Below are 13,716 nucleotides of genomic sequence, written 5' to 3' on the forward strand. Positions count from 1 at the left end.
CCCTTTAGATACTATGGTAAAAACCTAATGAATTTGTCGTTATCTTGATTTTATTTTACTTTTACCATCCTACAAAGAAGACTTTTTTCCAATTGTGGATTTGAAGTCTATCTAGCGCGGAGTGTAATGCTCCGCTTTTTTTATTTTATGGACTAATTACCTCCATTGATAATCTTTATCGTATTCTTGCTCTTTTTTCCAAAGGGTATAAGCAAGAATCAATAATTTACGCATTCCTGCCACAATCCCTTTACGTTTTATTGCTGGATTTCTTTCGCAAACTCTTTCATATAAATTTCTAATCGATTCATTAACTCTTGTCGCTGTCATAGAAGGCATATATAAAGTCTGTCGTATTCTCGAATTGCCGTGTTTTGATATTCGGGATTTCCCTTTGTATTTTCCGGATTCATGTAATGTAACATCAAGTCCTGCATAGCTTATTAACTGGCGAATGTTTTGGATTAATGCAAACCCATTAGTTTCAGCGATTAAAATTACAATGGTTTCAAAACCCAAACCAGGAGCTGTCTCTACTTTCTCAATTTTTTTCTTTAATTCCTTATCCTGGTCCACCGTGTTTTTGATTTCTTTTTTGATGGTTTGAATAGCTTTTTCATAAAATTCCATTTGTTCGATCTTTAACCCTATAATGCTTTCGAGCTTCTCATGCGACTTATACATGGCGTGTAATTGGCACTTCGATCGTTGAAGCTCTTTTTTAAAGGAGAGTAACTCCCTGCAAAGGTCTCTTAACTTTTTATACATGGGAGACATGGGGTGCCAACGATCTAATACTCTTTCTATTCCATATCCGGCTATATGTTTGGAATCCATGGAGTCTGTTTTTGTCTTTATATGAAGACTTTTTATATAGTTCTTTATTTTATTGGCCAATACAACAGATACTTCCTGATCCTTTTTATAAAGGAAATAGGCTAAGTCTTCATAATAAACACCGGTTGCTTCCATGACAAACCTTATGGGGCAACTATGGCCAGGTCCCTTTGTTTTTAAAACCCATTCCAAGAACTCTTCATGTCCTTTCCTGTTATTTTTAAAAGATCGCGTCCCTTTAATTTTCACAGAACCATCTTCTAATCGGATTTTTATACATCCATGAAAATCATCCATGGAGATATCGATTCCAGCACATATTTTTCTCATAGTTATTTAAATCAATAAAGGACTTCTTCTCTTTGTCTTTCCTCGTTTTTATACGGAATACAGGCAATATGGCCAATTTCCTAGATACTATTCAGACTATAAGAAGAAAAGAAACAGGTGCAAGATCTAAAGGGCGATATACTTATAAAAGTTATCTGGGCAGGGATGCTATTACCTGTTTCTTCCTTGTATTTAAGTTTTCAAATAACCATAAATCTCATATTTTTTAAAACCTATTCTATAAAAATATTTAAGAACAAACATACGAGGCTGGGGGTAAACTGATTTTCCGAGAAACCTGGTAAAAACAATTTTTGTCATAATACTCTAATTAATTGAACCTATTTTATATTTATGGAAAGCTAAGAGAGGTTAAATTATAAACCTGCCGTTTTCCCTGTTTTATCACTTCCACGCTGTTTTTCTGCAAAAAACTCCGCTGCAAAAGCTAACCATATATCCGTTTTTGTTCAATAGGTAATAATGATGAGCTCTTATAAATGCTTATTCCGTAGTTATGTAACATGATAATTATGAAATATGTAAAATTTTAAATTTTTATTCTTGCACATTTAAAAAATATGATTACATTTGGTCAACCAATCTGGTTAACCAATCTGGTCAACCACATTACTTAATCGAAGATGCTGGATTTAAAAAAGGAAAATTTAATAGAAGCGCAGGAGGAGTTTCAAACGGATGAAGAACTTATTATCAATAAGATAAAAGATCTCATTACCTCCCGGCAACTGGAGTCCGGGGAGCGTTTGCCTTCGGAGCGTAAATTGTCGGAAAAGTTTAACGTGAGCCGTGGCCAGGTAAGGTCGGCCATACAGAAACTGGAATTTTACGGGTTGTTGAAAACCCTGCCCAAAAGCGGAACCGTGGTATCCAACCTGGGAGTTACGGCATTAAACGGAATGATGCGGGATATTCTTAAACTGCAAAGACCCGATTTTAAGTCGTTGGTGGAAACGAGGATAATGCTCGAAAAAAATGCGATATGGCTGGCAGCACAACGCAGAAGCGAAGAAGATCTGCAACATATGGAAGAGGCTTTAAAAGCATTTGAGAACAAACTTCTCACCGGGGAAAGCGCCGTGGAAGAAGATATGATGTTTCATCTGAAACTAGTGGAAGCCAGTAACAATACTGTGATGCACTCCCTGGTACTGATCATCGTCCCGGAGATAATCACCTATTTTATGAGTAACAAAATATGTAGTCATGTAGAAGCGAAAAAACTGATAAAAGAACACCAGGATATTTTTAACGCCATCAAAGAAAAGGATCCTGAAAAAGCGGAGAAAGCCATTGATATGCACTTCGCCGATCTGAAAAACTATTGCTATAGCTAAGTAATATGAAGTGCGAAATTAAAAAGGATGAGCCGCCTACTCACCCTTTTTAGATAAAACTTCTTGTGTAAGAAGAATAATAATAGTGCTGATATTAAGTACTACTACTATTTGCAAAATTAAGGAAAAGATTATTTTAACAAAAATATCTGTTTCATAATTATATGTTTTGCGGTAGTGGGGGTGTTCGATATGCGGCAAACCGAAACTATTCAAAACTAACCAAATTATGAAAACCAGATTTTATGTACTCTTCTTTTTTCTGAGTATCGTCTCCGTGCATGCCCAGGATTCCTTTACGCTTACCGGGAAAGTTATCTCCGCGGCAGACCAGTTGCCTGTTATCGGGGCCAATATTATTGTGGTCAATGTGTCAAGAGGGACTACTTCCGACTTTGACGGTAATTTTTCTATCCCGGTTTCCGAAAACGATGTAGTTAGCGTTTCCTATATAGGATATGTTACCGAAAGTATAATAATTACTAACCAGAACAACATTACCGTAAGTCTCAAAGAGGACACGGAGCAATTGGATGAGGTGGTGGTGATCGCCTACGGAACGCAAAAGAAATCGAGTTTGACCGGGTCCGTAGCCAGCCTGGAAAACAAAAACCTCGACGAACTGCCTTACAGCAGGGTAGACCAGGCATTGCAGGGAAAAATTGCAGGGGTGCAGATCCAGAACGTGTCGTCCGAAGTAGGTACCGCGCCACAGATCAATATCCGGGGTCTCAGTTCCATCAGTGCCAATACCTCTCCGCTGATTGTCGTGGACGGTTTTCCCATTGCGGATGCCCTGGAGTTTATAAACCCGAGCAGCATTAAATCCATAGAAGTATTAAAAGATGCCAGTTCTACGGCTTTGTACGGTTCCAGGGGAGCAAACGGAGTCATTCTTATCACCACCAAAAACGGGAGTTTACAGCCAAAATATGTTTTCAAAACCTTTACCGGCTTTAAAAAAGCCTATGAGCAGATAGACGTTCTCGATGCTTATGAATATACGGATATGTTGCTCAGGGAACGGCAGATGATCGAAGATTACACGGCCATGCAAAATGGTACAACACCGACGGTACTAAGGCATTCCGACCGGGAAATGGCACAACGGATCATTGCAGACAGGACCGGGGGGACGGACTGGGCGGACGAATCGCAGCGGGGAGTGGCCCATATAAAGAACTATCAGTTTGATGTATCCGGAGGAAACAGTAACACCCGTTATTATATCTCTTCCCAGTGGATCGAAGACGAAGGACTTTTAAAGGATAATTTTAACAATAGGCTGAACCTGCAGGGGAGATTGAGTACCAAACTCTCGGAAGACCTGGAGATAGGCTTTAATTTCCGTCCTTCGTATTCCAGGACGAGACGATCTACCGTTCCTTTTTCGGATTTTTCCCGGGCTTTGCAGTGGGGCCCCGTAAAACACAATGAATATACGGCCGGACTCACCGGGCAGCGACTTGGGGCCTATGCACATCCCCGTCACTTTAACAATACCTCCTATACCTATACCGATGAGAATGGGGACGAAAGGACATTTACCGTTCCGTCGCTCTGGGGTTCCAGCAATAATAATCCCATGGCCCGTATGGAAAACGAAGAACGGATGCAGTACGATTATCGTATGGTCGCCGATGGTTTTACAAATTGGAATATTACCGACGATCTCAGGTACCGCGGCTCCGTAGGGATGTATTTTCAGTACCGTGATTACGAACGGTTTCGCAAATCCATAGCGAACAGGACAGGACAGTCCCTCGGAATCAACACCACCTATATGCGCAACCGGGTAATCACCGAGCATACCCTGAACTATAAGAAAAAACTAGGGAATCACAGATTAGACGGCCTTGTGGGAACGACCTATGAATACACCGGAATTAAAAGAAGCGGAATAAGCGGCACACAATTTCCTACAGACCTTATAGAAACCATCAACGCGGCCACCGTAATTGATGCCAACGATACGTATACGAGTAAGGAAGAGATCTCCCTGGTTTCCTTCCTGGCGCGTATCAACTACGAGTATAAAGGAAAATACCTGGCTTCCGTTGCTGCACGTTATGACGGTTCGTCCCTTTTCGGACCGGAAAATAAATACGGATTTTTCCCATCTGCTTCCGTGGGATGGAATATACACAAGGAAAATTTCTGGAAAGAGAAGATCGGTTTTATCAACGAATTCAAGATAAGGTCCAGTTTTGGTATGACCGGGAATAACAACATAGAGAATTACGCTTTCGCCAACCTTCTGTATCCCGCCAATTACTCTTTCGGAGAAGGTAGCGGATCGGTAACCTCCGGCCTGGGAGAGACTTATCCTACCCTGGGTAACCGTGCAATAAGCTGGGAGCAGACCTATCAGTACGATACGGGATGGGATATCAGTTTGTTTAACAATAAACTGTCCCTCACCGGGGATTATTATTATTCCATAACAGACAAACTGTTATTACAACAAAATGTATCCTTTACCACAGGGCGTGACAATTACTGGAACAATGTCGGTAAAATACAAAACCAGGGACTGGAACTGGCCTTGTCTGCCAACCTTGCTTCCGATAGTTTTTCCTGGAACGGGAATATCAATTTTTCTACCAATAAAAACAAACTGATCTCTCTCGGAGGAGAAGAACAGTTCATCAACCAGGGAGAACGGAACGAACAGTACATTTCCCGTGTGGGAGAAGAGGCCATACAGTTCTACGGGTACAAGATGGTAGGCATATGGCAGAATGCAGAAGAACTGAATTCACTGCCCAGTTCGTCCGAAGATGCCGTGGGAGGTATCCGGGTGGCGGATATGAACGGAGACGGAGTGATCACGGCAGATGACAGGACAACACTCGGAAGCCCCTTTCCGGATTTCACCTGGGGTTTTAGTAATACGTTTACATTCAAAGGATTTGACCTGTATTTTCTTTTACAGGGGTCTCACGGCGCCAAAGTCTTCTACGGTGACGGGTATTATACCGAGCCCAGGTATCTGCACAAAAATTTTGTGGAAGGGCGATGGTTTAACGAAAATTTCGCGGCAACCAAACCCAGGGAAAAACTCGGAAGGGATTGGATACTCACCGATTATCTCATCCAGGATGCCTCATACATATCGCTTCGGGAGGTGATACTGGGATACTCTTTACCACAATCGGTAGTCAACAAGATCCGGCTGGATAAAGTAAGATTTTTTGTCTCCGGACAAAACTTACTGTACCTCATGGCCGATGATTTCTTCGGGATTAACCCGGAAGCCATTTCCACCGGCGGGGTCTACAATTCTCCGCTTATTTCAGGGTATCAGCGCGGAGCATATCCCATACAGAGACAAATAACCCTGGGACTGGATATTAATTTTTAAAATAGAGGGACATGAAAAGATACAGCATATATACAAAAGCATTAAGCCTGATAAGCCTGACCCTGATTTTCTGGTTTGTTTCCTGTGATAAAGAACTGAACCTGCAACCGATCTCCGAAATAAGCGCCGACGAATTTTATAATAATGCGGAAGATATCAACCTGGCTATCGTGGGAATATACAGTGGAATGCACGATGTTCTGGACAAAGAATGGATAATGACGGAGCTCCGTTCGGACAATACCTATATGAGCCCGCGCAACAGTGAGACTGCCAATGTACCCTTTCGCCAGGTGGATCGTTTTGTACTGACCTCCCAGAATATTCACGTGGAAGATTACTGGAGAGCCTGTTACCGGGTTATTTCCCTGGCAAACAATGTGATCAACCAGATCGATGTGGTAGAAGATCCCGAACTCGCCGGCCGATATGAAGGAGAAGCCCGCTTTTTCCGGGCGCACATGTATTTTAACCTGGTTCGTCTCTGGGGAGGGGTTTTTCTTGTAGACCGCCCTATTTCCGGGGCGGAAGCCAAAACTATGGATAGGAGTACCACGGAGGAAGTATATGATTTCCTTTTGGAAGACCTGGAATTTGCCGCCGAAAACCTGCCCGGTACCGCCGATGGTTCCGAATTGGGAAGGCTGACCAGGTGGGCAGCGAAAACCGAACTCGGTAAAGCCCTGCTCACCCGCGGAGGTACGGAAAATATAAACAGGGCAGCGACAGCACTGTCCGATGTGGTATATAACAGCCCCTTTGCTTATCTCGACGATTACGCCGGTGTTTTTGATATATCCAACGAATACAACAGTGAAATCCTCTATGCCGTAAGGTACCAGACCGGAAGTGTTGGCCTGGGGGCGCCCTTTGCCAATTATTTTGCTCCCATGCAAAGCGATGATTTCGTGGTGAGAGGAAACGGTGATGAACTCAATGTACCTTCCACCAGCCTGTCACAGACCTATGAAGCCGGCGACGAGCGAAAAACGGTTTCTATGGTCGATACGTGGATAGGTTATAACGGCATAGTAAACGAGAGCAAACACATCATCAAATACAATTCCGATTTCGCTACGGTAGACGATGCCGGGAACGACTGGCCGGTAATTCGCTTTACGGATGCCATGCTCCTGCTCGCCGAAGCCATAAACGAGGTAAGCGGGCCTACATCCGAAGCCATCGACCTGCTTAACAAGGTACATGAACGTGCCGGACTGGTAGCTTACGATAATTCGGAAGTGGGAAGCTATTTTGATTTCAAACTCGCCCTCGAAAAAGAAAGGAAACTGGAATTCGCCTTCGAAAACCAAAGATGGTTTGACCTGGTACGTACGGGAAGAGCCATTACCGTAATGAACACCCATTTTGCCACGGAAGACCAGTATAACGATCCGGACAGGCCGCAGTTCAACACCAATCCCATAGAAGAATACCAGTTGCTGCTTCCCATACCGCAATACGAAATAGACCTGAACCCGGGCATAGCCCAAAATATCGGATACTGAGATGAAGAATATATATACATGTTTGTTCTGTATACTGATTTTTCAGGGTCTGCACGCGACCAGCATCAAAGTTAGCACGGAAGAAGAACTGAATAAGGCGATAAAACAATCCGTTCCCGGAGATACCATTGTCATGGCGAACAAAACGTGGACCAATACCGAGATCCGTTTTTTCGCCGAGGGGGAACCCGGAAAACAGATCGTACTGAAAGCGGAAACCCCGGGGGAAGTCATTCTGAACGGAAAATCGAGGCTTATGATAGTCGGAAAATACCTCGTGGTAAACGGATTGTGGTTCCGGGACGGAAATACGATGGGAAAACCGGTCATATCGTTCCGGAAGAGCAAAGAAGAACCCTCTTTTTATTCCAGGGTAACCAATTGTGCCGTGACCGGTTATAACCCGGACGATCGTTCGTTGCAATACCAGTGGGTGGAGCTTTGGGGGCAGCATAACCGGGTGGATCACTGTACGTTTCAGGGAAAAACAAACCAGGGCCCCGTACTTATCGTGGGACTGAAGGATAACAAGATCAACCTGGAAAACCATCACCGGATAGATAACAATCTCTTCGGCCATCGCCCGCCCCTGGGATCTAATGGCGGGGAAACCATCCGGATAGGGACCAGCCATACCTCGTTGGAATCTTCCGGGACCGTAGTGGAAGAAAACCTCTTCGAACGTTGCAACGGGGAAGTGGAGATCATTTCCAGCAAGTCCTGTGATAATATTTACCGGAATAATCTTTTTATAGAAAGTGAAGGTGGACTGGTCCTGCGGCATGGCAACCGTTGTCTTGTGGAAGGAAATATCTTTTTCGGGAACAATAAACCCCATACCGGTGGTGTCCGTGTTATCAACGAAGGACATATCGTACAGAACAACCTGATGATGGGACTGACGGGAGATGGTTTTCGCTCGCCCCTGGTCATTATGAACGGGGTACCCGATGGCCCGCTGAACCGGTATAACCAGGTAAAGGATGCCGTAATACAGAATAACACTTTTGTCAACTGTGCACCGCTTGAACTATGTGCAGGGAGTGATGAAGAACGTACACTGACCCCGGTAAATACCGTTTTTGCCAATAACCTGTTCTACACGGAAAAGCAAGGTGATATATTTCGGGTTTTGGATGACATATCCGGGATCACATTTTCCGGAAACAAAGTTCAGGGACCGGTGAGCACTAAGGTGAAAGGGGTAGACCGCGTAGAATTGCAATGGAAAAACCTGGAGATATATCCCATTCCGGTAAGTGATTCCCTTCTGACAACAACACCTTCCGTAAGACCCGTACGAACCGACCTTACCGGAACCGTACGAACCGGGGTAAGGGCAGGAGCCGTAATTCCGGGGAACGAGAGAGTTCCGGTGGCATTGCGCATAAAACCGGGAGTGGACTGGCATGTGGAAAAGACTGCTGTACAAACAGCTTCCGAAATCCCCGGGGAATATAAAGTTATTGAAGTTGCTCCCGGAAGGAATACCCTGGAGAAAGCGGTAAAAAAGGCTACAGATCACACGGTATTGCAATTATCCGAAGGCCTCTACGAAATAGATAAAGGTATGTCCGTTACGAGTAGGCTTGTAATCAAGGGAAAAGGAAGTTCCAAAACCTCGATCCGGATCAGCAAAGATGGGAATGTCCCCAATTACTTCTTCCGGGTACAGCAAGGAAAATCCCTGACCCTGGATGGTGTGGAGATAGATGCCGGCAGGGAGAACCCCGTGAAATACGGGATCATTTCACCCGTGGAGCCGAGTTCCGAAGCATACCGGCTGAAACTTAACGATGTTTACCTTCACGGTTTTACACAGGAAACCGGGGCGGTATTCAAGGCATACAAAGGCACTTTTGCCGATACCATACGTATCACGAACAGCCGGATAGAGGACAGCCACAGGGGCCTGAACCTGAGTTATGAAAAAGAGGATAAAGGAAAGTACAATGCCGAAGTCATCGATATACAAAACACTTTGTTTAAAGACCTGGGACAGTTTGCACTCTATTATTACCGGGGCGGAAATGACGAATCTACCGTAGGAGGTCAGTTGCGTATAGATCATTCCGTGTTCTATAATGTGGATAACAATGAAAAGGGAAGGATACTGCGAACCAGGGGCATCGTGTATGTAACCATATCCAATTCTGTTTTTTCCGGAAGCCCGAAAGCGAAGCAGGCCGTGGTTTTACAGGGAAGTAAAAACAGTATAATCAATACGGTTATTTACAATTCCGGGGAGCTTAAGCTTTCGGGTGGAGCAGGTTCCACAGGTATTCTCCGGACCGATCCCAAGTGGACCGACACCAAGGTTTTTAAGCCGGGGGAAAAGTCTCCGCTGAAAAATGCGGCGACGGATAAAAGAGATATTGGATTACTTCAAACTAACTAAAACTTTTCAATACATGACAAAAATTTAATTTCGATAACCTTTCGATTTGTTACCCCAGCCCTCTAAAGGGAGCATCCCGATAAATATCGGGACGAGGAAAATCAGGCTCCCTTTAGTCCCGATAATTATCGGGAGGGGGTAAACTGATTTTCCGAGAAACCTGATGAAAACAATTTTGTCTTGTATTAAACTAAAACAGATAAAACTAACTAAAACACCGACAGTTATGAAAATAAAATCAGCAACCTTTATCGCAGCAGTTTACGCGCTTGCCGTTATGATCTGTGTTGCCGGATGCGATGCCGATACGGAGGTGGACCAGACGGTCGAAGAAATACTTTCCGCACAGCCCACCATAGTTTCGTTCAGTCCCGCTTCCGCGGATATTCAGTCCAAAGTGATTATTAAAGGGACCTATCTGAATTTTGCCAATAAGGCTTATATCGGAGATACCGAATGTAAGATCACCCAGAGAATTAACGGGGAAACCCTGGAAATAGAAGTAGCCCCGCAGGCGAAGAGCGGTATTCTGAGGATTACCACCTCTGCCGAAAAGGAAGCCTCTTCTTCAGAACAACTTTCCGTAACCTATCCGCAGCCGGAAGTTACTTCGGAATTTCCGGAAGAGGGAATGGTCAATGAAAATATTGTTGTTGAAGGAACAAACCTTCAGACCGTAACCAGGATTACCTTTGGAGGGACCGAAGCCATCATTCAGTTTAAGGAAGCCCAGGCCCTGGTGGTTTCCATTCCCAATAACGAGGGGGACGGGCAGGAGGTGAAGATGTATTACAACACCTCTTCGGGAGAAACGTCGGCAGTCCTGAGCAATGATTTTAAAATTACAATTCCCACCCCGGTAATAAACAACTGGCCGCAACTGATGAGCCGGGACAATGAGGTCTTTATCACCGGGGAAGACCTGAACCTGATCACTTCCGTTGACATAGGCGGCGAAGAAGCTGTAATAAATACTTCTTCCGCCACTGCACTGAGTTTTAATGTACCGGAAAGCGTACAGACCGGGTACAGGGATATAGAAGTTAACTACGGTACGGACAAACAGGTGATACGTGAAGCAGTGCCGTATATCAACGGGCAGTACGAAAACTATATAGAATTCGATTCTGATCCTGAAAGTGTTTTCGTCATAGACCTGAGCAAGGACCCCCTGGCTATTCAACAGCTTAACGGAAATGTGGAACAACCGCCTTTCCCCGGGGAATCCTACTATAATCTTCAAATGAATACCGGTACCGGAAGTACCGTCGCCAGGATGCGGCTGCACAACGAAACGGCAAACGATACCTGGCAGAATATACTGGATTCCGGGAATTTCGGAGATAATCCCGTATTGCACTTCTGGATAAATACCGAAGGAACATCTCCCATACTGAAACTTTATATCGGTGGCACCTCCAATGCAAACCGGAGGGAACTTTCCGGCGATAATACCAATACGGACGGAACATGGAAGCTGTTTGCCGTCAGGCTTAAGGACTTTATTCCGGACCTGACTTCCGTAGGTTCGGCTTTCGAATTCCGCCTGAACACCGGTTCCGGAGCAACTACCTTCCCGGTAATTGTCAATCTCGACTGGATTATAGTCACCGACCAGGTTCTCACGGAATTCGGAGCGGAAGATGTGACCGACCTGTTCAAACCCGCAGGATAATGATGCAAAACCAAATAAAAATCGCGATTTGAAAAATACAGTTATTCAATTTATAGGATTGTTGGGGATGATGTTCTTCGCCCTTGTCCTCAGTGCACAGTCTGACAGCAAAAACAATCCCCGGCTTCTATTGTCCGGGGACGCTGCCGGGGCGATCGGCAGGGAAACAGATAACAATCCCCTGCTGGAAAGATCATTCCGGTACGCGGAACGAAAAGCGGATGCGGCGCTCCGGCATCCGGTTGAGGTCCCTGTCCCGGCAGATCCCGGAGGTGGGTATACCCATGAAAAGCATAAAAAGAATTACACGGACATGTACAATGCCGCCCTGGTTTTTGCTATAACCAAAAAGCCGGAATATGCGGAGTTCGTCAAAAATATGCTGCTGCGGTATGCCGAACTCTATCCCGGATTGCCATTACATCCCAAACGGAAGGAAAACCACCCGGCAGGGAAATTGTTCTGGCAGGGACTCAACGAAGCGGTATGGTTGTTTTACAGCATCCAGGCCTACGACCTCGTAAAGACCGAAATAAAGACAAAAGATCGGGAAATAATAGAAAAGAAACTTTTCCGGAGTATAGCGCGCTTTATCAGTGTGGATTCTTATGACACTTTTAATAAAATACACAACCACGGTACCTGGGCGGTAGCATCGGTAGGAATGACAGGATATGTGCTGGGAGACAGGGATATGACTGAAAGAGCAGTAAAAGGGAGTAACAAAGACGGTAAAACAGGTTTCCTGAAGCAACTGGACGAATTATTCTCTCCCGACGGGTACTATTCCGAAGGCCCGTATTACCAGCGTTATGCCATACTGCCTTTTATGGTCTTTGCCGAAGCCATAGAAGAAAACCAGCCCGAACTGAAAATATTCGGATACAGGGACGGCGTATTGCATAAAGCGGTGGCTACATTATTACAACTGACCAATCAGAAGAATGAATTCTATCCCATCAACGACGCCATAAAGGACAAGACCTATTTCAGTGAAGAACTTGTTTTCGCTACCAATATAGCTTATGAAAGATATAGGGATAAAAGCCTGCTGCCCGTAATCCTTCAGTACGGAAAAGTAAGTCTTTCCAATGCGGGGTTAATCACCGCAAAGGCTGCTTCCGGGGTGGAGAATATCCCGTATGAGAGATCCTCCCGGTTTATAAAGGACGGCCCGGAAGGGGATGAAGGAGGTGTAGCCCTGCTTCGTATGCCTAATACATCCGGCACACAACTGGACGCTGTTTTTAAGTTCGCTTCGCAGGGTATGGGGCACGGTCATTTCGACAGGCTGGGGCTGCTGCTTTACGACGGACCGAATGAGGTCTTACAGGATTACGGTGCGGCCCGGTTTCTGAATGTAGAAGCCAAAGATGGCGGAAGGTATCTCAAAGAGAATAAAACCTACGCCAGACAAAGCATTGCGCACAATACGCTCATAGCCGACGAAACATCGCATTACCAGGCAAAAGTAAGCGAAGGTTCCAAAAATGTCCCGGAATTGTTGTTTTACGATCTTCAAAAGGATATACATATTGTTTCCGCAAGAGAAGATCATGCTTATAAGGATATAAAACTGATACGTACAGTCGCCATGCTTACTACGAACGAAGCACCGGAGCACCCTTTTATCATAGATGTTTTTCAGGCCGTATCGGATACCCCGCATCAGTACGATCTCAATTTTCAGTACTCCGGACAGTTAATGCGTACAAGTTTTGATTATAGCAGGGATAATAGCCTTACCGCTTTAGGTACTAAAAACGGTTACCAGCACCTGTACAAAACAGCACAGGGAAAACCGGGAAAAGGCCGGGCCGTATTTACCTGGCTCAAGGACAAAAAGTTCTATTCCATAACCACCCTTACAGATACCGATACAGAGGTGTTTTTCACGCAGACGGGTGCCAATGACCCCGATTTCAACCTGAGAAGTGAAAAAGGTTACCTCGTTCGTCAGCCTGGTGCGGGGGAACATGTGTTTGTAAGTATCATAGAACCTCACGGAAATTTCGATCCGCAACTGGAGACCGTACAGAATCCCGATTCGGGTATTGAAAAACTGGAACTGGCATACAAAGACAAAAAATATCTGGCCGTAACATTCCGGTTTAAGAAACAAGAGGAATATACCCTGGTCCTGTGCCGGGAAAAAACAGAAGATAATTCGGAACATCAATTGACAATCGGCAACAAAACCATACGCTGGAAAGGCGCATATACCATAACCAAATAAAAACAAGCTT

At 44.8% G+C, this 13,716-nt stretch carries 7 protein-coding genes; 6 read left to right on the forward strand and 1 reads right to left on the reverse strand.

Annotation, left to right across the window (positions count from 1 at the left end):
* Window positions 1-156: 156 nt before the first annotated feature.
* Window positions 157-1,167, reverse strand: a complete 1,011-nt coding sequence (locus ACVBDU_RS11250) for an IS110 family RNA-guided transposase (RefSeq protein WP_447178497.1) — start codon at window positions 1,165-1,167, stop codon at window positions 157-159.
* Between the two features lie 644 nt (window positions 1,168-1,811).
* Between ACVBDU_RS11250 and ACVBDU_RS11255 the strand changes: the two genes are divergently transcribed.
* The 6 genes from ACVBDU_RS11255 to ACVBDU_RS11280 all read left to right on the forward strand — a co-directional run bounded on the left by ACVBDU_RS11255 (window position 1,812) and on the right by ACVBDU_RS11280 (window position 13,706).
* A complete protein-coding gene (locus ACVBDU_RS11255) occupies window positions 1,812-2,525 on the forward strand; it encodes a FadR/GntR family transcriptional regulator (RefSeq protein ID WP_447179852.1) in 714 nt (237 codons plus the stop codon).
* Between the two features lie 229 nt (window positions 2,526-2,754).
* Window positions 2,755-5,889 (forward strand): SusC/RagA family TonB-linked outer membrane protein, encoded by a 3,135-nt coding sequence (locus tag ACVBDU_RS11260; protein WP_447179853.1) that lies wholly within the window; start codon window positions 2,755-2,757, stop codon window positions 5,887-5,889.
* An 11-nt stretch (window positions 5,890-5,900) separates the two neighbouring features.
* Window positions 5,901-7,397, forward strand: coding sequence for a RagB/SusD family nutrient uptake outer membrane protein (locus tag ACVBDU_RS11265; protein ID WP_447179854.1), 1,497 nt, complete (start codon window positions 5,901-5,903; stop codon window positions 7,395-7,397).
* Window position 7,398: 1 nt separating this feature from the next.
* Window positions 7,399-9,795 carry a chondroitinase-B domain-containing protein gene (locus ACVBDU_RS11270; RefSeq protein ID WP_447179855.1) on the forward strand — a complete coding sequence of 799 codons (2,397 nt, stop codon included), beginning with the start codon at window positions 7,399-7,401 and terminating at the stop codon, window positions 9,793-9,795.
* Between the two features lie 226 nt (window positions 9,796-10,021).
* The gene (locus ACVBDU_RS11275; RefSeq protein WP_447179856.1) at window positions 10,022-11,470 is read left to right on the forward strand and encodes an IPT/TIG domain-containing protein; all 1,449 of its coding nucleotides are present in this window, start codon (window positions 10,022-10,024) and stop codon (window positions 11,468-11,470) included.
* Between the two features lie 28 nt (window positions 11,471-11,498).
* Window positions 11,499-13,706: a heparinase II/III domain-containing protein gene (locus ACVBDU_RS11280; RefSeq protein WP_447179857.1), complete on the forward strand. Its 2,208-nt coding sequence runs from the start codon at window positions 11,499-11,501 to the stop codon at window positions 13,704-13,706.
* Window positions 13,707-13,716: the final 10 nt, after the last annotated feature.

It is taken from the genome of Sinomicrobium endophyticum, assembly GCF_052983315.1.